Genomic DNA, 23,270 nt, shown 5'->3' on the forward strand with positions numbered 1-23,270 from the left:
TTTATTAGACCTGCCTTGAAAATAGGGACTGGGGACTGGGGACTGGGGACTGGGGACTGGGGACTAGGAAAGAAATATTTTCATTCCTTCGTTGTGAATTGTGTTCATGGAGTCTCTTGCATAAGTCGAATAGATCCCCCTTTATCCCCCCTTATAAAGGCTACGGTGTACACACAAGTCAATTACCCCCCTTAATCCCCCCTTGGAAAGGGGGAAAAAAGAAATCTAGTTCCCTCCCCTTTACAAGGGGAGGGTTAGGGAGGGGTAATTCAATGACTGATAGTGATTCCATAACTTGTGTGTACACCGTAGCCTTCACAAGGGGAGGGTTGGGGAGGGGTAATTCAAGGATTTTTGCAAGAGGTCTATTCATGCAGGCTGTTAAATAGTCGGACAGAATTAAATTGTAATTCTGTCCGACTACTTAGTCTTTGCAGGTTAACTTTGCATGTATAGCGGCGACTTGTATTCGCTTTAATTCTAAGTTGACTTGAGAAAAACGCCAAAATCATAAAGCAAAAGCTTCTTTTGAGAAAGTCAAAGTTTATTTGAGTTGCGGAAAACACCAAAACGAGAAAGTAAAAGCTTGTTTTGAAAAAGTAAAACTTGCTTTTGCTTGCGGAAAATACCAAAACGAGAAAGCCAAAGCTTGTTTTGAGAAAGTAAAACCTGTTTTAGAGAAAGCAATTACAGCTTTTGCTGATTGAATTTCTTGAAAATATCAAGTTTAGATAAAATTCTTGAAAAAATTACTGATAAATGCTAATTATTTTTCTCAAAGTGCTTTACAAGTATAAAATTATACTTTAACATGAGAATAAGAAAGGCGATCGCCCTCCGGCAAGAGCTTGCGATCGCCTTTCCCTAAACCCTCATTCTGAGAGATAATTACCATCATGGCACAAGAAGAAGAGTTTCTACAAGAGCGATCGCAACTGCAACAATACTTGGGTAACGAAAACTTAAATATACCTGCTTTAAATCAACCTGCTGAAAATCCATTACCCAAAAGAGAACCGATTAAACATACATTGATAGGTTCTGCAAAAGCCATTATCAGCACAATTCATTATCTACAAGTTATTGGCTACGCTAACGTTGGTGACTGGAGTCCATTAGTACCAACAGGTAACGCCGACGAGATGATGAGTATTTTAATCCGTCAAATTTTAATGCAATAACCACTATCAAGATCCCCGACTTTTTTAAAAAAGTCGGGGATCTGTCTTTCCTGCAACCCCCATAAACCAATTATTCATGTAGAGACGCGATTCATCGCGTCTTATAATTCATCACGGTTCATCGAATTCGGGATATCGTTCATTGAATTCGGGATATCGTTCATTGAATTCGGGATATCGTTCATTGAATTCGGGGTGTCGTTTATTGAATTCGGGATATCGTTCATTGAATTCGGGATATCGTTTATTGAATTCGGGATATCGTTTATTGAATTCGGGATGTCGTTTATTGAATTCGGGATGTCGTTTATTGAATTCGGGGTGTCGTTTATTGAATTCGGGATATCGTTTATTGAATTCGGGCAGTCAACTTAACGCGAAACGGGCGGTTATAAACCGCGTCTACACAAACAAAACCTGCCTACGCAGGTTTCAAAAGCCTTAATTTTCTGTTATTCCGCGTGGTGCGCTAAGCGCAGCGCAAGCGCGATAGGCGGACGAAAGCCTGTGTAGCCGCGAATTCCATTCGCCAAGACTATTTTAAGCTTGTGTGAAATTTCTTACTAATCGGAATCGCCATATCTATCGCTGTATCTGTATTTATGGCACAATTTCATCTAAATACTGAAAGTAATATGCTAGAAACGCCTCAAGACGGCATTTGGATTGTGACCGATGAAACACCTCAAATAGCAATTCCTGACGGTGTTAAAGGCGGGAATACTATTACACGCAGTTGGGGAGACGAAACCATCACCGAAAGCACTGGTAGCAAAGGAGTCACAGATGCCGTTAAGGTTAGCGCTCAAAAATTAGAGCAAAATATGACTCACTTTCTCAAACTAGTAACAAATTTGTTTAGTCAAGCTGAACGGCAAGCAAAAGTTAACTCCGTCGGAATGCAGCTAGATGAAATTGAGTTATCCATAGAAATTAGTGCCGAAGGGGAAGTTAAATTAATTGGTAATGGTGCCAAAGCTGGGAGTAAAGGAGCAATTAAGCTGAAGTTCAAGCGCCAAGAACCATAATCAGATGGCAAAAAATTGGGCGATCGCAATTGGAATTAATCAGTATGATTATCTGCAACCGCTAAACTATGCCAAGCGGGATGCACAGTTAATCCAGCAGTTTCTTCGCAATGAGGCGGGGTTTGATGAGGTTATATTATTCTCCGATGATTCCCCTGATTTTTCTTTTCAAAATCGGGCTTTCTCAAGTCTACCCATCCGTAGCAACTTACGGTATGTATTACTAAACCTTCCTCAACGACTAAACATGGGTGCAGGAGATAACTTTTGGTTCTTTTTTAGCGGACACGGGATGCGCCATGCTGAACGCGATTATCTCATGCCCTTGGATGGCAATCCAGCAGACATAGAAGAAACAGCCATTCCCATTAACTTTGTCACCGAACGCCTGCGTTGCTGCGGTGCTGATAACGTTGTCCTCATTCTGGATGCTTGTCGCAATGAAGGCAAAAAAACAGGTGAAGGAATTGGGGAACAAACCGCCGAACAAGCACGCCAAAAAGGAGTTATCAGCATTTTTTCTTGTAGTCCGCAGGAATATTCTTATGAAATTGAAGCGCTACAACAAGGTGCTTTTACTACGGCGTTATTAGAAGGGTTGGGAATTCGGGGACAATGCGCCACCGTTGAAAGATTGAATCAGTATCTCAACTTTCGCGTGCCGGAAATTGTGCGTCACCATAAAAATACGAGGCAAACTCCTTATATAATTGCTGAACCTGTAAATAAATCACACCTCATACTTGTACCGCGATATGCAACTTTAGCAGATATTGCTACTTTGAAAAATGATGCTTACCGCGCAAAAGATGAAGGAAATCTAGATTTAGCAGAACAATTATGGATAAGGGTGTTAGCTGCGGCTTCAGGACAAGACACGGATGCAATTGAAGCAATTAAAAGAATTGAAAGGTTGCGGTGGGAACCTCAACAGCCAGTTTCACCACCACCTAAGCCTAGTGCTGACAATTCTACAAAAGGAGCATCTACAGTTGAAAAAAATCCTTTAAAAACCTTTCAATTTGAAGTCGTAACGGTAGACGCAACCGCGAAAATCACCAACCGCAGTAACCGTCAAGCGAAATATTTTGTTGAAGACTTGGGGAATGGTGTCACCTTAGAAATGGTGCAGATAGCAGGGGGAACCTTTATGATGGGTTCACTGGAAACAGAAGCGCAACGATATTCAGATGAAAGTCCACAGCATGAGGTAAAAGTTCCTGGGTTTTTTATGGGAAAATATCAAATTACCCAGGCACAGTATCAAGCAATTATGGGGACAAATCCTGCCAATTTCAAAGGTGAGAAACGACCTGTAGAACAGGTGAATTGGGATGATGCAGTAGATTTTTGTAAAAAGCTGAGTCAGAAGACAGGACGTACTTACAGATTACCTAGCGAAGCTGAATGGGAATATGCTTGTCGCGCTGGGACAACGACACCGTTTTATTTTGGCGAAACCATTACCACAGACTTAGTCAACTACGACGGTAACTATCCCTACGGCTCTGTACCCAAAGGTGAATATCGCGATCAAACAACATATGTCGGAAAATTTCCGCCAAACTCTTTCGGTTTATACGATATGCATGGTAATGTATGGGAATGGTGTCAAGATGTATATAATGACAATTACCAGAGTGCGCCAAAAGATAGTAGTGTGTGGTTAACTGGTAAATATAATAACAAAAAGCTGCTGCGTGGGGGTAGTTGGCACTTCAGTGCAGGATTTTGCCGTTGTGCGAATCGCGATTATACCGCAGACGCGAATCGCTTCGACGATGTTGGTTTTCGCGTGGTGGGTGTGGCGTGAGGATTCCTTGCCCTTTACACTCTTCCCCTTTTGCCCTCTACACTTCTTATTCTTTTCTCTTCTTCCCTCTCCGCCGCAGGCGGATAAAAAATTTTTTAAAAAAATTGGTGTCTTGACATCAAGAATATTATACACTGCGTTTAATCAAATTTCTCAGTTAGTTTGAGAATTTGAGCATGGGGCAGGTCGTTTTTAGCTGCTGCGTGGCGGTAGTTGGAACAACAACGCTAGGAATTGCCGTTCTGCCAATCGCAATAGGAACGCGCGCGCGAATCGCAACAACAATGTTGGTTTTCGTGTGGTGGCGGTGGCTGTGGCGTGAGTACTCCTCAAAGTCAGAGTCGGTAAATGGGAATTTATCGAGCGTACACCAAGGAGTCCAGACCTGAACCAGCGAGGAAGGCGACAACCTCCGAATATCAAACCGAGTCGGATAGCTTGGTAGGTTGCAAAACCGAAGACTTGTCCGACTCAATGATATTATCAACTATGACTGACTAAAAATTCTTTTTGCAATAAGGCAATAGTAATAAAAGTTTTAGTTTTCTTATTCTTATTAAAGACTGACAATAAAAAATATCCAACTAACTCTTGTGGGGTGGGCGTCTTGCCATTAGTGTCAACTTAACGTGAAACCTTTGTCATGACGTAGTTTTGAATTCACTCATTTACGAGTTCGATCCCCGTTACCCCACCCCGGTTTTGTCTAAAGCCAAAACCTCCCCTCCCCTTGGCAAGGGGAGGGGTTGGGGGTGGGGTAAAACGATTGTGGGGCAAGAGCTTGAGCTTAAGTTGACAACCGATGGCGTCTCGCCCGCCCTAAAAAAGCAGATTTATTAACAATGAATAATAGCTAAATCTACCGCCAACTTTTGCTATTAGGTTGCTTGCTAAATTTCCCTTTGGGAAAAAGTCGCTGTTCTAATTCTTCATAGCTACCTTCAAAATCGCAATGACCATAAAGCGGACATTTCTGACAATAAATACCTTTGGTATATCGTTCTAAATTTTCGCGATTAAAAAAATACGGTTTATGACTAAAAGTGCTGGCTACCCATTGCCACGACATATTATTACTAGCAGGATCGCCATCTAAAAGGTGTTCTAAAAACCATTTAGCTCCTGCTTGCCAACGAACGCGCCGCCAATGCACAATGTAAGCGGCTATCCACATCCGTCCGTGGTTATGTAAGTAGCCAGTTTCTCGTAAATCACGGCTGAAGCTGTCAATACAAACTCTACCTGTAGTTGCTTGTTTGATATCTTGCGGTAATTCCGATGCATATTCAGCCACAGTGTAACCAGTTTTGTATTCTTCCTGGTCTTTCCAAATTCCATCCCCTAACTTTACATATAACCGCTGCCAATAATCCCGCCAGCCCAACTCGTTGATTAATTTAGTAGCATCATTTTGCTGTTGTACCCGGTCAAGGACAAAATCTCGAATTTCTCGCAAACTCAAAACACCATAGCGAATGTAAGGCGAAAGTCGCGTAACTGCACCTGCGAAGAAATTGCGTGTTTGTGCGTAGCGTACTGGGTCGATTTTTTGCAGCGCCTTTTCTGCCGCTTTGCGCCCTCCTACAGTTTCGCTGATGTGGTCATCGCGTTGGGTTGCATTTGGAAATTGTTCGCACAGGTAAGCTACCAACTCATCGCGGTTGGTAAATTCGCGTTGCATATCTTTAGACATTTGAATTTTGAAAGGTGGGAATGGACAAATTAAAAATAACAGTAGGCTAAATCATTATTATGGCGTTTCATGTCTGAAAACGATTGTGTGTGAGATCAAAATCTTTGTAGAGACGTTGCAATTGCTAGTCTCTACATCTGGATTCATTGTTAATTCATGAACAGCGATCGCCTAACCTATGTACAATTCTAAAACGGTTTTCACAGTGCAATCATGAGCAGCATTCCCCAAATCGGTCAACCAGCACCAGATTTTTCCACACCAGACCAAAATGACAATCCAATAACTCTCTCTGACTTCAGCGGTAAATGGGTTGTGCTTTATTTCTACCCCAAAGATGACACCCCCGGCTGTACTACTGAAGCCAAAGATTTCAGCGAATTGTATGAAGAGTTCAGCGCACTCGAAGCCAAAATCTTAGGTGTAAGTCCAGATTCTGGTAAATCCCATTGTAAATTTATCAGCAAACATAACTTGTCAATTCTCCTCTTAAGCGACCCGGAACATATTTTGATAGAAGCTTATGGTGCTTGGCGCTTAAAGAAGTTTATGGGCAAAGAATATATGGGTGTGGCTCGCTCAACTTTTTTGATTTCACCTGATAGAATTATTGCCTATACTTGGCCTAATGTGAAAACTAAAGGTCATGCTCAGGCAGTTTTAACTAAATTACGGGAATTAGCAGCCACATAAATGCAACTGGATGCGGGTATAGCAGTGCTAAGTTTTTTGTGAAAGCGTCTCGTAGAGAAGGCGTCTTGGCGGTAGCCTGTAGCGGGTCTGCGTTAATTTTTACAACTAAGATAGGATCGCTATATAGCAGCCCTATTTGATTTGTGAAAAATATAGAGAAGGAAACGAACCGCAAAGTACGCAAAGTACGCAAAGGGAAGAAATAGAAATGTAATTTTTACAAATGATTTAGGATTGCTATAGTAGGATATCCAGTTGCATGAACTATGATTCAAGTTATTCAAGCTCAAAATGTCGGGCTTGCCTATTTAGAGGAAAAATTTAGTCTACAGCTAGCTGAAGATGAGGCGTTATTCACAGAATGGTTTGAAAATTTACCAGAAATTACAGATTTAGAAAAGCAAGCTTTAGACAAAGTAAAACTTCATTTTCTCCGTTTAGCTAAACATCCTCCTTTGTCAGAAGAAACGGTGAAATTAGTAGTTTTATCTCCTTTACTCAGCTTAGCTGGATTTTATGATGAGCCTTTTTATATAAGAGGCGAACAATCAATAAAAATTTCTGCGGAAGATGAAGGAGAAATTATTAGAGGCAGAATTGATATTTTAGTTATTCAAGAACAATTCTGGGTGTTAGTAATTGAATCTAAAAGGTCTAGTTTTTCTCTTTTAGAAGCAATACCTCAAGCACTTGTTTATATGCTAGCGAATCCTAGTCAAGATAAACCTACTTTTGGATTAGTAACAAATGGTAGTGATTTTATTTTTTTGAAACTGACTAAACAAAATCAGCCACAGTATGCTATATCTGACCAATTTACACTTTTGAAACGAAAAAATGAATTGTATCAGGTTCTAAGTATATTAAAAAATTTGAGTCAAATTTTGAGTTAATTTATGTCTATTCGCCCTATCTACCTTGATTGCCACGCTACCACACCTGTAGATGAACGGGTACTAGCAGCAATGCTCCCCTATTTTACAGAACACTTTGGCAACCCAGCTAGTATTAGTCATGTTTACGGTTGGGAAGCGGAAGCTGCTGTTAAACAAACACGAGAAATTTTAGCAGCAGCAATTAACGCGACTCCTGAAGAAATTGTTTTCACTAGCGGTGCAACAGAAGCGAATAATTTAGCTATTAAAGGTGTTGCGGAAGCTTATTTTAAAAAAGGTCAACATATTATTACTGTTGCTACTGAACATAGTGCTGTTCTTGACCCTTGTAATTATCTAAAAACTCTGGGTTTTGAAATTACTATTTTGCCAGTTAAAAAAGATGGATTAATTGATTTAACTGAGCTAGAAAAAGCTTTCCGTCCAGAGACAATTTTAGTATCGGTGATGGCTGCAAATAACGAAATTGGTGTGTTGCAACCATTGGCAGAAATTGGGGAAATGTGCCGCGATCGCCAAATCATTTTCCACACCGACGCCGCCCAAGCTATTGGTAAAATTCCCTTGGACGTGCAAGCGATGAAAATTGACTTAATGTCGCTCACTGCACATAAAATATATGGCCCGAAGGGCATCGGGGCGCTATATGTCCGTAGGCGCAACCCCAGAGTACAACTAGCTCCACAGCAGCACGGAGGCGGACACGAGCGGGGAATGCGTTCTGGCACATTGTATACACCGCAAATTGTCGGCTTCGGCAAAGCCGTAGAAATCGCTTTGGCAGAACAAGCCACAGAAACGCAACGTCTCACCGAACTCAGACAAAGATTGTGGGAACAACTTTCGCAACTTTCAGGAGTTCATCTCAACGGACATCCACAAGCGCGATTGGCGGGAAACTTGAATATCAGCGTTGAGGGAGTGGATGGAGCCGCACTTTTGCTAGGATTGCAGCCAGTAATGGCAGTTTCTTCTGGTTCTGCTTGCTCCTCGACAACCACCGCACCCTCCCATGTTCTCACAGCACTGGGACATTCCCAAAAACTTGCTTATGCATCGGTACGATTTGGTATTGGCAGATTTAATACACAAGAAGAAATTGATATTGTAGCGAAACATGCGATCGCCACAATTCAAAGTTTGCGTAATTCCGCTTTTGTGAATTTGGGGAGTTAGGAGTAGAGACGCGATGAATCGCGTCTGTACAAGAGTTACGGATTTTCGCGGATGAAAGCCTCAATTTCATCTAGTTCTTGCTGATTGAGGCGAAAATCTCCAGCACCGATGATGCCTTCCACCTGTTGGGGATTGCGTCCACCAACGATCGCCGCAGTCACCGCCGGATTATTTAAAGTCCAAGCGATCGCCACTTCACCAGGCGAACGGCCGTGTTTTTCACCAATGTGTCGTAATACTTCCACCAGCTTGAGATTGCGAGATAGACGCGGTTCTTGGAATTCACTGCTGTTCCTACGCCAATCATCATCTGGGAAATTGGCTACACGTTCAGGTGTCATTTTTCCTGTAAGCAAGCCAGATTGCATTGGTGAATAAACAATTACACCGATATTGTTTTCCTTGCAGAAAGGCAAAATCTCGTTTTCAACATTAGGTTTGACTAGTGAATATGGCGGTTGCAATGAAGTGACTGGCGCAATGTTCTGGGCACGTTGTAACTGTTGGACATTAAAGTTTGAAACCCCGATATAGCGAACTTTACCTTCATCTTTTAGCTTGGCGAGAGTTGTCCACCCTTCTTCAATTTCTGGATCTGGGTTCGGCCAATGGATTTGGTAAAGGTCAATGGTTTCAATATCCAATCGGCGCAGACTAGCTTCAACCTCCCGCCGTATAGAATCAGCCTTGAGGCTGTTACCTATTTTGCGGTTTTCATCCCAGATCATTGAGCATTTAGTAAAAATGTAGGGGCGATCGCCTCGACCTTTGAGCGCCTTGGCAACAACCTCCTCCGAATGTCCCAGACCATAGATAGCTGCGGTGTCAATCCAATTCACGCCCAGATCAAGAGCGCGATTGATTGCTGCCATCGATTCTTCGTCATCCTGCGTTCCCCAACCAAAAGCCCAGTCACCTCCACCGATCGCCCAAGCACCAAAGCCAATTGGAGTAATGTGAAGCTCTGAATTCCCAAGCTGTTTGGTTTGCATATCTACTTTTCTCCAAGAATTTTTGAGTCAATTAGTAGTTTAGGCTGCCAATATTGTATCAACCGCTATCTCAGGTGTGAATGACTACTAGTGTAAACACTATAGTTAATCACACTTGTGTAGCATTACTAAATGCTAAATATTGTGTTGAGAGCATACTACATATACACTAGAGTGGCTTGTAAATAGTAGCAGTTGTTAGTTAAATACAGAGAATAATATGTCAGAAGATTTAAAAGGCAAAATTGCACTTATTACAGGTGCAAACAAAGGTATTGGCTATGAAATCGCACGCCAACTAGGTTCTAGAGGTGCTACTGTTCTTGTCGGTGCAAGAGATATCGAACGTGGTGAAGAAGCGGCGAATAAACTTCGTTTAAATAATATCGAAGGCAAAGCAATTCAACTGGATGTAGTAGACCAAAAGACAATCGACTCCACGACCCAACAAATCGAGAGCGAATTCGGAAAACTTGATATCCTGGTCAACAATGCTGGGATACTAAGTGATGGCGATCGCCTTCCACCTAGTCAAGTTGATATTCAAACACTGCGACATACTTATGAGACAAACGTCTTTGGAGTATTTGCAGTCACAAAAGCCCTGTTGCCACTTTTGAAGAAGTCAACAGCAGGGCGAATAGTAAATATCTCCAGTGGCTTAGGTTCTCTGACTCTAAACTCTGACCCAAATTATGAGTTCGCCAATTTTAAGCTTGTTGCTTATAACTCATCAAAAACAGCAGTAAACGCCCTCACAGTTTTGTTTGCTGCTGAGTTAAAAGATACCCCAATAAAAGTCAATGCCGCTGACCCTGGTTACACAGCAACCGACATCAATCAAAATCAAGGTCACCGCACCATAGAACAGGGAGCCACAGCAGCAGTCAGACTTGCTACCCTCGCTGATGATGGTTCTACCGGAGGATTTTTTGACGAGAATGGCGTGGTTCCTTGGTAAACGGGCATAGGGCATTGGGCACTTGTACTGAGCGCAGCCGAAGTATTGGGCATTGGGAAGAGGGCAAGGGGAAAGACTGATTGCAAGTTTTCTCTTGTCTGTTTTGTTTGTTCCCTTGTCTCCCCATACCCCATACATACCCCATGCTCCATGCCCTATGCCCCATGCCCATTCAATAAGGATTTGAATCAATCCGTCCTCTTTTAACACTCCTGAGATAGTATCCAGAAGTTGGTCTGTTTCTTAAGTTGAAGGTGTCGCCACGGGGAACCCTCCAAATTTTGTAGTTGGAAAATGTCAAAGGCGATCGCGGTTCGCATAGTTCCGGCATATGATCGCCTAGTACAAAGTATGCTGCGCCCCTACCTATCACTTTCACCAGACCGTATTTATCTATAACCACCGACGTACTTTCACTAACTGCAATACCTAAAACACTACTAGATACACCATCTTTAATTTGACGGGCAATAAAAGCCATAATTCGACCCATTCTTTCTCGTCTGTCAAAGTGTGTATCTACGATGGTTCCTTTCAAATAACCCCAGTTCAAAAAGTTGTAAGTAAAAGTAATGTCTCGATAAGGATCTTCGAGTGCATCTCTAGTTTCAATGCCTTTTTCCGAAGAAGCACAAGCATCGTAAACATACTCACTTTGAATCATTGCACCCGCACTGGTGCCACCAATACCACCTCCCTTCAAATAAACTGACTTAACAGCAGCCTCCAACTTCGTATCTTTCCAGCTGCGAACGTATTGACATTGGTCGCCACCAGCAAAGAAAATCACATCAGCATTTCTGACTTTTTCAGCAATCTCAGGTTTGTTCGCTTCTTGGCGATTGCTAACAATCAAAGTTTCTACTGAGTTTACGCCTTTCATAGCAGAAATTAGGCGATTGTAATCGTGATTACCGTAAGTCCGAATTACAACAACATTAACTTTCGTGGCGGAATTAGTACCTCCCCTCACTTCGTTAATCATCCACTGAATAGCATCATCGACATCGGGGCCTCCCCCACCTAAGCTAAGAACCGGGCCAGCCAAGGAAGGAGAACGGACATCGAAGGAGGGGGAGGGGTGAACATCAACAATGTCGCCCAAAAAATAGCGTTTCCAGTTTGCTATAAAACGGGTTATAACGAAGATTCCCATCTTAAACAACTTGATTACTCTACTCTTCAAGCGCCTTGATACATTTGGGAATGCCTTTGTCATACTAAACTTGTGATACAAACTCCAAATGTTGCTAAGCTGCTACGCATTTAAACTGCATATTTACTCTTGAGTATCGTCCTTTGCCATTAGTCATTTTTCCTTTATCCAATGACCAATGGACAATGACAGTTCTAAAAAAAAATGTGCAATTTAGATGCGCCTTAGCTTAACTCTGGCATCAGAAAGCTTGAAATTCCAGCGTACAGGACTTGTACTGTTTTTTCACACAAAAAAACGCAGAGTAATTATTTATTCTCTACGTTTTTTTGTTAAAATATCCACATTATTTATGTGGTTTAATTTTTGTTCAGTGCAAACAAAAATAAATTAGGATTAGGTATTGGTTGTCACTGTCCAGATCCTTCCGTAATTGCTGGGAATATTTACCCAATATTCCGAATAACTGGGAACGCCGATTAAATTATTTTGTCCGTGCAGTTCTTCTTGATAATCGCCAGCAATTGGGAACCAGAAAGGTACACTTTGATCGCTATTACCAAAGTTAAGCGCTACTAGGCTAAACTTGTTACCGTGTTTGCGAGAGAATAGCAGCACATTTTTAGAATGATAGCGGTCATAATTGTTGTAAAAGAAATGTTCGCCTTCAGTAAACTGGGGTTGCTGAAGACGCAATTTAATCAGTTTTCGTACTAAAGCAACTACGCTATTGCCGATGGAATCGTAAAAATAATCCCATCGTACAGGTCGAACTAACATTACTCTGCCAAAACCTTGCTCTGGAAGGTAATAATTTTCACCAAATTCTTGACCTTGCCACAACAAAGGAATACCTTTAGCTGTTAAAATTCCAATCAGGTAAGGCTGAACTTTGTACCACAGACTACGATTTCCTTCTTGTAATAAATCATTATCACGGGCAATAGTACCAAAGTTACAAACAAAGCGGGAGTGGTCATGATTTTCTATATATTGAAGCCCCGTCTTAGCGATTTTGTCACCATTTTTTGTAACCTCTGTGGGATAGCCATCAAGACCCAGTTTAAAGCCAAGGTTAGCTAAATCAGCTTGATTTCCATTAGCTACACTTTTAGCAGCACCTAAAGTTTCATTTTGCCACGTAGAGTTAGTATAAGTTTGTGCCAAAATCTCCTTAGGCCCTTCTAATTGTTCAGCACATTGAATCAAATTGATAGTGTTATTGTTAAAGAATCTCTGCCAATATTCACCAGCTTCTTTCTTTTCTTTAACAGTTTGGTAAGTAGTATAAACTAAGTTAGCGTAACCAACTCCTGTAGAACCGTCCCAGTAATTGGGTACACAGTCATATCGGAAACCATCAACATGATAAACTTCTAGCCAATGATAGTTGACTGTATAGAAAAAATCTTGGGTAAACTTGCGATTATAGTCTGTACTTTCGCCAAAATAATCTTTGGCAAATGTCCCCATAAAAGGATTGTCACGGTATCCTAGTTCTCTGTAAACATAAGAGTAAGGAAAATGATCGCCAGTATGACCATAAACGGCATCTACAATGACAGCAATGTTGTGTTCATGTGCAGCATCAATCAACTTTTGTAAATCTTTTCTTTTGCCAAATCTCTCATCTACACCAAAGTAGCCGAGTGGTAAAAAACCCCAATCTACTGTTAATGCCACATTGGAAAGTGGCATGATTTCCAAACAGTTAACTCCCAAATCTTGCAAATAGCCGAGTTTTTCAATTGTTCCGTCAATATTAACGCCGAATTCATCAATCATCAATTCGTACAGAACAATATCTTTTAAGTTTGGAGTTTTCCAATTTTTTTCGTTCTCGCTCCACTCGTATGGTTGATAGCCGAGTGTAAAAGCAGATAATTTACCTACACCAAATTCTCTAGCAAAAGGGTCAATAATCCAATCTATTTCTCCCTTATTGGGGTTTTGTAAACAATAACGATAAACATATCTGCCTGGTTCTCCCCATGCAGATTTGGGGCTAGGTTTTGGTTGAGTATTGATATCTATGCGAGTTGACCAATAATCGCCATACTCTGGATCGATAGAATGGTTTAGTTCAAATTCTACAGGCTGAATGTCTTGTATAAATTGATCTTTTTCGTGGATAACTTTAACCCTGAGTCGATTCCCATCACTTCGAGAAACCCAAGGAAGAAATAATCCAAAATCAACAATACCATTGGTTTCTCTAGCTCCTAGTTTATCTAAAGGGAGCAGTTTCATATAGTCATCCTCGAACAATTAGGTTTTTTACTGTTTTTTATTGATTACGAAATTGACAAAATCTCATCCGCGATCGCATTAACTTGCGCTACTCCAGAAATCGGGGTAGCGCCTTTTGTAGATTTATCAAAGGTGAATTAAGAATTTATGCAAATTCAAAAAAACTTTTCAATTGGGGGAGTAGCGGATGATGGCGCAGGGGGGATGGGAGTGTGGGGAGAAAGATTTCTTGCCCATATTCCCAGACCTCCCACACTTCCTGGTTGCCCCATGCCCAATGCCCCATACCCCATGCCCAATACTTCGGCTTCTCTACGAGACGCTACGCGTAGCTTGCTTCCCCGTAGGGGTACGCTCAGTACAAGTGCCCAATGCCCAATCCCCCTTACCAGGGAATTTGCGATCGCTCTTGCACAACTCGCGCATATACATCTTCGGTTTGCTTGGCTAGTTTCGGCCAGCTAAAGCGTCGCTCTAAATCTTCATAAGCATTATCCACCAGCCATTGCCGATAATCTGGATTTTTCAATACTTCCAAAATTCCCCAGGCTAATGAATCGGCGTTATTTACCCAAGTTACAATACCTGTTTTGGTATGCTGCACTACTTCAGGAAAACCGCCTGTATCAGAAACAACTACGGGGACACGAGAAGCAAAGCTTTCTAAAGCCACAATTCCAAAGGGTTCGTAAAGACTGGGAAATACGGCACAATCAGCAACAGTTTGAAATTTATCTAAGTATTCATCGGAGAGAAAACCAGTAAAATAGCAATGCTGCCAAATTCCCAAATCCCAGGCTTGGCGTTTGAGATGGTCAGTATTTCCACCACCAACGATGACAAATTTCACTTTACCTCCCATTTCCCAAAGAATTTTGGGTGCAGCATTTAGTAATATAGGTACACCCTTTTCATAGGTCATGCGACCGAGGTAGTAAACGATTTTCTCATCGTCGCTGGCAAATTGGCGGCGAAAATCCAGAGCGTGGAAATCTTCGTGGTGTCGTTTTTTTTCCGCTCGGATACCATTATAAATAACATCGATTTTGTCCAAAGGACTGTGTAGCGCTCGTTCTACTTCCCGTCGCATATAGTCGCTACAAACAATAATCCGCCAAGCGTTGTAAGCCAGTAATGTTTCTTTTCCGTTAATATAACGTTGCGTATCGGTATGGATACCGTTATAACGACCGTATTCCGTAGCGTGAATTGTGGCAATTAGTGGTATTTTAAAAGTATGCTTGAGAGCGATCGCTGCATCTCCGACTAACCAATCATGGGCATGAATTAAATCAAACGGTCCTTCTTCCAAGATTAACTTTCCGCCATGATCTCCCATACTTTCGTTGAGATTCACCACCCAGTGGAAAAAGTCATTGCTATGTCCTACCGGTACGCGATGTATATTTACTCCCTCCACCACCTCGTACATCGATGCCTGACCGAACTCCACTGTAATCAAATGAACTTCATGCCCTAATTTGACTAGTTCCGGGTACAACTCAGCTACATGACGTGCAATTCCTCCAACTATCCTGGGTGGAAACTCCCAACTGAGTACCAATATCTTCATCTGCTAGATTCCCTGAGACTTTACAAATATCTAAAAAACTAGATTTATCTAAAAATACAAGTCTGCCAATCTTATTGAGTGCATTTACTCATATTTTTAGATTTTTTAACAGTTATTTTGTTAAAGCTTATCAAAGGATAGCAAGTATGGGGTATGGGGCATTGGGCATTGGGCATTGGGCATTGGGAATGGAAATGATGAAGGAGAGTTAAAACTGGAAGTTTCAAGCTCAGAGGTTCAGCGTTCAAGCTTATCTCCCCCATGCCCCATGACGCCACTTGCTCCACTTGGGGAGACCCCAAGACCGCAGTGGCTCCCCCATGCCCCATGCCCACTAAAGATGTGAACAGCAAACAGCACGAACCCGATCGCGTCCCTCTTGTTTGGCTATATAAAGTGCTTTGTCGGCTGCATTAATCAACTCTTGGGGCGACATTTCGCTATTTGGCACAGTGCTGACAACGCCGAGACTGACGGTTACATGGTTACACACGCTAGATTGAGTATGGGGAATCGCTAAGTTGCGTACTGCTTGTCGAATTGCTTGGGCTACATGAATTGCGCCTTTAATCTCTGTATTCGGCAAAATCACAGCAAATTCTTCTCCACCATAACGGGCTACTAAATCCGCTGGGCGCTTAACAATACTTAAGACCGCACTGGCAACTTTTTGTAAACAATTATCTCCTGCTAAATGACCATAGGTGTCGTTGTAGGGTTTAAAAAAATCAACATCAAACAAAATTAACGACAAGGGTACTTTCTCGCGTTTGAGTCGATGCCATTCAGTTTCGAGATATTCATCAAATCGGCGGCGATTGGCTATTTGAGTCAAGCCATCTAAGGTAGCTAATCTTTGTAATTCTTCGTTGGCGGCTTGTAGCTGCTGGTAAAGTACTGATTGATGAATAGCGATCGCAACTTGAGAAGCTAATTGCTGCAACAAATTAACTTCAAATGGCTGCCAGTTACGAGATGTGGCAGACTGATAAGTAATCAGCAAACCCCACAAATGCTGCCCATTCAAAATCGGCACCACCATTGCAGCCTTCACCTGATAAAGTTGCAATAACTCAAAAACTTCAGCTGAAAAATCAGATTGCTGAATCTCATTTAAAATTGTGGGTAATCCCTGGTAATAATGGCTAAAATTTTCTCTAATGCAAAATGGCAAAATTTTATGTCTTAATTGCTGAGGATAGCCATCAGCCAGAGATGCCGCTGCAAAATAACCACTGTCGTCAGCTGCTAACTGGTAAATAGCTACACAATCTGAACGCAAACATTCTCGAATACTATTTACAGTTGTATTTAAAACATCTTCTAAATTTAGCGATCGCCGAATTTGTTGAGTTACTTCAGTAATTAGCCTCTCTCCTGTTGCTTGTTGTCGCAGGACTTCTTCGGCTTGCTTGCGAGTGCTAATATCTTCTACCGAACCAAGAATCTGCGTTGGAGTACCGTTACCATCTCTGGCAAATACAACTTCTCGTGTATTCAGCCAACGCCACTCGCCATTTTTGTGCCGAAATCGGTATTCGGTGGAGAGAACTTCATTGTCTTTCAAGTTAACGAAGCGACTTGGTATGTCATAGCATAGATGTTGGTCATCTGGATGAAAACAATTGACGAACCATTGCGGATCTGCTTGACAAAATTCTTCTGGAGAATAGCCTAAAATTTTCAAACTTTGCTGATTAAGATAAATGCTTGTTCCTTGTAACAAGTCAAATAAATATAAAATATGCGGTACAGTATTAGCAACCTTTTCGAGAAAGTCCTGACTTGAGCGCAATGCCTCTTCAGCTTTGTAGCGTTCGCGCAGGGCAGCTTGCCATTCACTAATATCTCGTCCTTCTGAAATTATCACTGTAACGCGCCCTGTTTCATCAACTATGGGACGTAGCGAAAAATCAATAGTTATAACTCGATCGTCTCGACCCAAAATATCAACTTCATAGCGAATAAATTCACCATTAGCAGCGGTGGCGATCGCACTTTTTAAGTGTGTTTGTGTATCTGGAGAAATTGTCCACCATTTTGCTTCCCAAAATAATTTACCGACGACTTCTTCTCGTGTAATTCCAGCAAAATCCAGTGCTGTTTGATTGGCTTCTAAGACAATTCCATTGGTCTGAAGCAATCCCATAAACTGAATAGTTTGATTGAAGATAGCACGGAATTTTTGCTCATTTTTACTTAAAGCCTGTTCTGCGGATTTGCGATCGGTAATATCTCGTCCTACTGATTGCAGTTCTACAAGATTATTTTGATTATCAAATATACCTCTAACATTCCACTGCGCCCAACGCACTTCTTGGCAAGCCATAACCCGATTTTCAAAAGTGACAACGGGATTTTCTAAGCTAATGGAATTGACTAAATTAAACACATATTCTTTATCTTCTTGAAATACAACCGGTTCGTAGTGCTGCCCGATAATTTCTTCTCGCTTGATTCCAAAAAATCGACAGAAAGCTTCGTTAACGAAGGTAACAGTACCATCAGGTAAGCCTCTAGCAATCAGTTCGGTTTGGTCTTCGAGAATAGCACGATAACGAGCTTCGCTTTGCTGTAGCGCTGCTTCTATTTGTTTGCGTTCGCTAATATCAAACACTAAACCCTGAAGTAGTTGAGTTTGCCCATCAACACAGAGAATGAGATTGGCTTGATTTCGTACCCAAATTATTCTACCATCGTGCCTAATCATTCGATACTCAATGCTCAAGGGTTCTCCGGTGGAGATTGTAGTATTTACAGCTTGCCAAAGGCGATGGCGATCGTCTGGATGAGTATAATCTAGCCAACTATTGAAGAAAGCAGGATTCCAATCTTTGGGAGCTACGCCTAATAATTCTTGCAGTTGCGGACTTATATAAGCAACTTTGGCAGTAGTATTGAGCGGTGAAATGTAAACAACGCCCGGAATTTGTTCTACTAGGGTGCGGTACTTTTGCTCTGCCTCAGAGACTTTTTCTTCCGCCTGCTTGTGACTCATAATGTTTTGAATTTCTACAATAAAGTATAATTGGCAATGTTAGAAATCCTGCATTAAAAGCACTTTTAATAAGCGCCCAGCTAACAGTAAGTCAGTCTCAGGGTGATGGTGGGTATCTTCTAAAAACTCTAAGTTCTAAAAATAAATGCCAACAACAAGCCAAAAAACCTAAACTTTAGCTTGCTGTTGGCTGTTTAGATGTAGCCGCAAGCAGCCAATCATCTTTGAAGATTAAGCACAATTGAATTAGCCTTGATCGAGGCGCAGTACTGCCATAAAGGCTTCTTGAGGTACATCTACCGTACCTACAGATTTCATTCGCTTTTTACCTTTTGCCTGCTTCTGTAAAAGTTTTTTCTTACGGCTAATATCACCACCGTAGCATTTTGCTAACACATCTTTCCGCAAAGCAGGAATGTGTTCGCTGGCAATTACTTTACTTCCAATAGAAGCTTGAATTGGCACTTTAAATTGATGGCGGGGAATCAGTTCTTTGAGTTTTTCTGCCATCGATCGCCCAACGTTGTAAGCTTTATCTCGATGGACAATCATCGCCAAAGAATCCACAGGATCGCCGTTGATCATAATGTCTAACTTCACCAGCGGATTTTCGCGGTAACCAATTAGGTGATATTCCATACTGGCATAACCGCGCGATCGCGATTTCATCTGATCAAAAAAGTCCGTGACAACTTCCGCCAAGGGTAACTCATACGTAAGTGTAGTTCGCCCTTGGGTAAGATATTTCATATCTTTAAAAATGCCACGTCTGTTTTGTGATAACTCCATCAACGTACCAACGTAGGTTTCTGGTGTAATCATTTCTACCTGAACGTAGGGTTCCTCAATTTTTTCGCGTTCGTTGGGAGAAGGTAAACGGCTGGGATTATCGATGTACAGTTCCTCTCCTTTGACGGTTATGACTTTATAAACCACCGAGGGCGCTGTAATAATTAAATCTAGGTTATACTCTCGCTCTAGACGTTCTTGGACAATTTCCATGTGTAGCAAGCCCAAGAAGCCGCAACGAAAACCAAACCCCATCGCACTAGAAGTTTCTGGTTCGTAATGCAGTGCTGCGTCATTGAGTTCTAGCTTTTCTAAGGCTTCCCGCAAGTCTTCAAATTGGTCAGCATCAATGGGGAACATGCCGCAAAAAACCATCGGGTTGGCTTCTGCGTAGCCTGGTAAGGGTGTCTCTGCTTTTGCTTTACTTAGGGTAATTGTGTCTCCTACCCGTGCATCAGCTACAGCTTTAATCGCCGCTGCCAAATAGCCTACTTCTCCAGCGTGGAGTTCATCAACTTGCTTTTGAGTCGGAGAAAGGACGCCCAACTCGTCAATGTCAAATTCTTTCCCGGATGCCATTAAATGGATGCGATCGCCTTTTTTCAATGTGCCATCCATCACCCGGAAATAGACAATTACTCCCCGATAGCTGTCGTAATAACTATCAAAAATTAACGCCCGTAAGCGTTCATTTATCGTATTGGGCGGTGGTGGTATGCGATCGACAACTGCTTCTAAAATCTCATCAATACCAATTCCTTCTTTAGCAGAAGCGAGAATCGCGCCACTACAATCTAGACCGATAATTTCTTCAATTTCGCCAATTACCCTTTCTGGTTCTGCCCCTGGTAAATCGATTTTATTCAGAACCGGGATAATTTCCAGATTATTTTCTAATGCCAAATATACATTTGCCAAAGTTTGCGCCTCGACACCTTGGGACGCATCTACTACCAATAATGCGCCTTCACAAGCAACAAGAGAACGGGAGACCTCATAAGAGAAATCCACATGCCCTGGAGTATCAATTAAGTTCAGAACATATTGCTGACCATCTTTAGCTGTGTAATTCATCCGGGCAGCTTGCAGCTTAATGGTAATGCCGCGCTCCCGTTCCAAATCCATATTGTCGAGAAACTGTTCCTTCATCTGTCGGTCTTCAACAGTGCCAGTAGCTTGTAGCAAGCGATCGGCGAGGGTTGATTTCCCGTGGTCAATGTGAGCAATAATACAGAAATTGCGAATGCGAACTGCGGGAACGTCAGTCATATACTATCTTTGCCTTAGCAGCAACCAAAGTTAAAAGACCAATTTACTTAATGTATTTTAATGCTTTCTTAGCCAAGACGCTCCTGCTTTTGTGGAGACTGGAAAGTGTGGGAAATCAAAAAGTGTGGGGAGAGAAAGGGGAAAGATTTCTTTCCATCCTCCCACACCTCCCACACCTCCCACACCTCCCACACTCCCCCATCTCCCACACCTCCCACACCTCCCACACTCCCCCATCTCCCCAGTCCCCTCTTCACCCCATCTTTAACTTTGCAGATAAATAGGTGGACATTTAAGAATATTATGAAAGTCTATTTGTCGGTGCTAGTATTCATCAGCTGGAAGCGTACAATAAATGTAAATAAGTACATGTAGGGATCGTGGGCAATTGCCACCCGTAATTGTCCGGAGTCACTGATTCATCGGCAAAACTTCTAGAAAGCTCTTGTCTAGTCAGTTATATGAAAAATGCGACCTAAAATTTAAAGCTGTTATTTTGGTGCTGTTTCGGGGAACTATGTAACTATACCCTCGAAGATTCTTAAGTGGATCGGCCCAAATTATGAATATAACTACTTTACAAAGCTTTAAACAAAACCAATTCAGAGTATATAAACCTATGAATATGCAACACAAACCTACCGACGCGGATAACACACGAGCCGATAAGGTAGAAATTGCCGTCCGCTTAGATTCAGAATTACTAGAACAAATTCAACATCTCACTAACGATCCTAGTAAAGTGATTGAGGTGGCAATTCGCCAGTGGTTAAGGGGCGAAATACTAAGAGATGATGAACTGACTCGCACCCCCGTGCGTACTCCCGTTCCTCCTCGCGGTGAATGGAACGATTGACATCATCAATTAGCTGTCAATCTTACTTAACAAAAGTAAAGTTTGCCAACTTGAATTTCAAAACACCAAGAAATACCCAATCAAAAATGTAAAAGCTGTAAAAATTTATGCCAAAATTTGAACAGCTTTGGTAAAATCCCGGTCGGATACCCTTTGTCTATCCAACTCAATTAATGACTATTACTGCCAAATCCCAATTGCCGAATATTTTTTCTCAAAATCTGGAATCTATTACCAGTACCAGTAAGACTGATGGCTCATTGCCAACTCTCGGTGCCGAGTTAGTGTATACGCAAGATGGGGCAGGGCGCTATCTGACCTTTTGTTGGCAGCACGGCGAACTCCTGGGGTTAAAGACCGAAAAAATAGTTGATGAACTCAACCAGGCTCAAATCTTTGCTCCTGTGGATAAGGTTGCCTATTTGGAACGATTACACCGAATTTTGACAAGTTTGGTGCCAGAAAGGTTTCAGTGCTGGTTTAGTCATCATCAGGAATTATTTGAGTTGGACTTAATAATCAGTCCGATTATGCCAAGTTTAGGAACGGCTGCCACTACAGTGTTAGTGATGGGACGGTTATTGCAAGCCACGCTTAACAAAAAACAAGTGGGTGTGGGAGCAAAAACGCCGGCGCAAATAGAGTCGGCTTTACGTTCGCAGCAACACCAAAAACTGGTAAATCGGATTACGAGAAATATTCGGCGGACATTGGATTTAGACATTATTTGGCAGCAAACAGTTGATAGTTTGGGAAAAGCACTGCGGTTAGAGCGGTGCATTATTTGTCCTTATCAACCTTGTAGTACAAAAATAGAAGTTAAGGCTGAGTATCACCAGCCAGAACTTCGCTCAATGATTGGCTCAGAAATAGATATAGCTTCTGAACCAGCCTTTACTCAGGCATTAACAACCTTAGAACCCGTTGTGATGAATGTGTCTGGATACAATGATTCCAGGCAGCATAAAACTTTGGTAGTTGCCACTTGCTATCAAGACCAAGCCAATGGATTGGTTATTTTGAGTTGGCAAGATGAATGCTACACGTTAACAGAATCGGAACTAGAATTAGCTAAAGAAGCAGCGGATCAATTAGGAACAGCGATCGCTCATGCTACTTTATATAAAGAATTAGAAGAAGCACGTCAAAAAGCTGAAGAAGCTTCCCGCCTCAAAAGCGAATTTCTTGCCAATGTATCCCACGAAATTCGTACCCCCCTCAACGGGATGATTGGCTTTTTAAAGCTGATTTTGGAAGGCATGGCAGACGACCCAGAAGAACAAAACCAGTTTTTACAAGAAGCTCACCACTTATCAATACATCTATTAAATATTATTAATGATATTTTAGACATCGCTAAAATTGAAGCTGGCAAAATGGAACTAGCTTACGCTCCAGTCAAGCTAGGTGAACTGTTTACTGATGTAGAAAATTTCATGCGTCCGCAAGCAGAGATGAAAAACCTCAGCTTCCAGATGCAAATGCCAGCTACCTCCGATGAAATCATCGTCCAAAGTAACTACCAACGGCTGCTACAGGTAATGCTGAATTTGGTGAACAATGCCATCAAATTTACTCACGAAGGCGGTATCACAGTCAGTGCCGATTTAGTACTCAAAAAGTCAAAGCCGCAATTTCAAGGACAGCAATTTCCAGGGATGGTGAGAGTGCGCGTAGCCGACACTGGTATCGGTGTTTCCTTGGACAAGCAAGATAAACTCTTTCAATTATTCTCCCAGGTGGATGGTTCCCGTACTCGCCAATACGGCGGCACCGGTTTAGGACTAGCAATTTCCCAGAAGCTAGTGGAAGCAATGGGTGGTGAAGTACATTTCTACAGTCTCGGCGAAGGACTCGGTTCCACAGTTACATTCACTGTGCCACTATATCAACAACCAGTGATAGTTTCATCTAGTGATAATAGCTCTATAAAAAATGTCTAGTGC

Annotated in this window: 20 protein-coding genes; 11 read left to right on the forward strand and 9 right to left on the reverse strand. The window is 41.9% G+C overall.

The window, feature by feature from the left end; all coding sequences use genetic code 11:
- Nucleotides 1-548: 548 nt before the first annotated feature.
- The 5 genes from H6H03_RS13725 (at nt 549) to H6H03_RS42010 (ending at nt 4,344) form a co-directional block, all read left to right on the forward strand.
- Nucleotides 549-707 (forward strand): hypothetical protein, encoded by a 159-nt coding sequence (locus H6H03_RS13725; protein ID WP_190955646.1) that lies wholly within the window; start codon nt 549-551, stop codon nt 705-707.
- Between the two features lie 189 nt (nt 708-896).
- Nucleotides 897-1,181 (forward strand): hypothetical protein, encoded by a 285-nt coding sequence (locus H6H03_RS13730; RefSeq protein WP_190955647.1) that lies wholly within the window; start codon nt 897-899, stop codon nt 1,179-1,181.
- A 635-nt stretch (nt 1,182-1,816) separates the two neighbouring features.
- Nucleotides 1,817-2,209 carry a Pepco domain-containing protein gene (locus H6H03_RS13735; RefSeq protein ID WP_190955728.1) on the forward strand — a complete coding sequence of 131 codons (393 nt, stop codon included), beginning with the start codon at nt 1,817-1,819 and terminating at the stop codon, nt 2,207-2,209.
- A 4-nt stretch (nt 2,210-2,213) separates the two neighbouring features.
- Nucleotides 2,214-4,022 (forward strand): SUMF1/EgtB/PvdO family nonheme iron enzyme, encoded by a 1,809-nt coding sequence (locus H6H03_RS13740; RefSeq protein ID WP_190955648.1) that lies wholly within the window; start codon nt 2,214-2,216, stop codon nt 4,020-4,022.
- A gap of 199 nt (nt 4,023-4,221) precedes the next feature.
- The gene (locus H6H03_RS42010) at nt 4,222-4,344 is read left to right on the forward strand and encodes a hypothetical protein (protein ID WP_334706216.1); all 123 of its coding nucleotides are present in this window, start codon (nt 4,222-4,224) and stop codon (nt 4,342-4,344) included.
- A gap of 537 nt (nt 4,345-4,881) precedes the next feature.
- Here the strand turns inward: H6H03_RS42010 and H6H03_RS13745 are convergent.
- Nucleotides 4,882-5,715, reverse strand: a complete 834-nt coding sequence (locus H6H03_RS13745; RefSeq protein ID WP_190955649.1) for an FAD-binding domain-containing protein — start codon at nt 5,713-5,715, stop codon at nt 4,882-4,884.
- Between the two features lie 213 nt (nt 5,716-5,928).
- Here H6H03_RS13745 and bcp point away from each other — a divergent pair, with 213 nt between their 5' ends.
- From bcp to H6H03_RS13760, 3 genes are all read left to right on the forward strand, one after another.
- Nucleotides 5,929-6,408 carry a thioredoxin-dependent thiol peroxidase gene (bcp, locus tag H6H03_RS13750; RefSeq protein WP_190955650.1) on the forward strand — a complete coding sequence of 160 codons (480 nt, stop codon included), beginning with the start codon at nt 5,929-5,931 and terminating at the stop codon, nt 6,406-6,408.
- A 266-nt stretch (nt 6,409-6,674) separates the two neighbouring features.
- Entirely contained in the window at nt 6,675-7,301 is a 627-nt protein-coding gene (locus H6H03_RS13755) for a type I restriction endonuclease (protein WP_190955651.1), read from the forward strand.
- A 3-nt stretch (nt 7,302-7,304) separates the two neighbouring features.
- Complete coding sequence (locus tag H6H03_RS13760) at nt 7,305-8,480, forward strand: IscS subfamily cysteine desulfurase (RefSeq protein ID WP_190955652.1); 1,176 nt, start codon at nt 7,305-7,307, stop codon at nt 8,478-8,480.
- A 35-nt stretch (nt 8,481-8,515) separates the two neighbouring features.
- Here H6H03_RS13760 and H6H03_RS13765 read toward each other — a convergent pair whose 3' ends face one another.
- Nucleotides 8,516-9,472, reverse strand: a complete 957-nt coding sequence (locus H6H03_RS13765; RefSeq protein WP_190955653.1) for an aldo/keto reductase — start codon at nt 9,470-9,472, stop codon at nt 8,516-8,518.
- A gap of 220 nt (nt 9,473-9,692) precedes the next feature.
- On the opposite strand from H6H03_RS13765, the gene H6H03_RS13770 reads away from it, so the two are divergent.
- Nucleotides 9,693-10,433 carry an SDR family oxidoreductase gene (locus H6H03_RS13770; protein WP_190955654.1) on the forward strand — a complete coding sequence of 247 codons (741 nt, stop codon included), beginning with the start codon at nt 9,693-9,695 and terminating at the stop codon, nt 10,431-10,433.
- 172 nt (nt 10,434-10,605) lie between these two features.
- Here H6H03_RS13770 and H6H03_RS13775 read toward each other — a convergent pair whose 3' ends face one another.
- The 7 genes from H6H03_RS13775 to H6H03_RS13805 form a co-directional block, all read right to left on the reverse strand.
- Nucleotides 10,606-11,652, reverse strand: coding sequence for a cyanophycinase (locus H6H03_RS13775; RefSeq protein ID WP_190955655.1), 1,047 nt, complete (start codon nt 11,650-11,652; stop codon nt 10,606-10,608).
- Nucleotides 11,653-11,985: 333 nt separating this feature from the next.
- Nucleotides 11,986-13,839: an alpha-amylase family glycosyl hydrolase gene (locus H6H03_RS13780; RefSeq protein ID WP_190955656.1), complete on the reverse strand. Its 1,854-nt coding sequence runs from the start codon at nt 13,837-13,839 to the stop codon at nt 11,986-11,988.
- Nucleotides 13,840-13,994: 155 nt separating this feature from the next.
- Complete coding sequence (locus H6H03_RS13785; RefSeq protein ID WP_190955657.1) at nt 13,995-14,132, reverse strand: hypothetical protein; 138 nt, start codon at nt 14,130-14,132, stop codon at nt 13,995-13,997.
- A gap of 92 nt (nt 14,133-14,224) precedes the next feature.
- Nucleotides 14,225-15,412, reverse strand: a complete 1,188-nt coding sequence (locus tag H6H03_RS13790; RefSeq protein ID WP_190955658.1) for a glycosyltransferase family 4 protein — start codon at nt 15,410-15,412, stop codon at nt 14,225-14,227.
- Nucleotides 15,413-15,746: 334 nt separating this feature from the next.
- Nucleotides 15,747-18,410 (reverse strand): PAS domain S-box protein, encoded by a 2,664-nt coding sequence (locus H6H03_RS13795; RefSeq protein WP_190955659.1) that lies wholly within the window; start codon nt 18,408-18,410, stop codon nt 15,747-15,749.
- Nucleotides 18,411-18,656: 246 nt separating this feature from the next.
- Complete coding sequence (lepA, locus tag H6H03_RS13800; RefSeq protein ID WP_190955660.1) at nt 18,657-20,468, reverse strand: translation elongation factor 4; 1,812 nt, start codon at nt 20,466-20,468, stop codon at nt 18,657-18,659.
- A 68-nt stretch (nt 20,469-20,536) separates the two neighbouring features.
- The gene (locus tag H6H03_RS13805; RefSeq protein WP_190955661.1) at nt 20,537-20,725 is read right to left on the reverse strand and encodes a hypothetical protein; all 189 of its coding nucleotides are present in this window, start codon (nt 20,723-20,725) and stop codon (nt 20,537-20,539) included.
- Nucleotides 20,726-21,087: 362 nt separating this feature from the next.
- On the opposite strand from H6H03_RS13805, the gene H6H03_RS13810 reads away from it, so the two are divergent.
- Together H6H03_RS13810 and H6H03_RS13815 are read left to right on the forward strand one after the other, a co-directional pair.
- Nucleotides 21,088-21,324, forward strand: a complete 237-nt coding sequence (locus tag H6H03_RS13810) for a hypothetical protein (RefSeq protein WP_190955662.1) — start codon at nt 21,088-21,090, stop codon at nt 21,322-21,324.
- A gap of 173 nt (nt 21,325-21,497) precedes the next feature.
- Nucleotides 21,498-23,267: an ATP-binding protein gene (locus H6H03_RS13815; protein WP_190955663.1), complete on the forward strand. Its 1,770-nt coding sequence runs from the start codon at nt 21,498-21,500 to the stop codon at nt 23,265-23,267.
- The last annotated feature ends 3 nt before the right edge of the window (nt 23,268-23,270 follow it).

Source organism: Nostoc paludosum FACHB-159, assembly GCF_014698835.1.
Classification (GTDB): Bacteria; Cyanobacteriota; Cyanobacteriia; order Cyanobacteriales; family Nostocaceae; genus Nostoc; species Nostoc paludosum.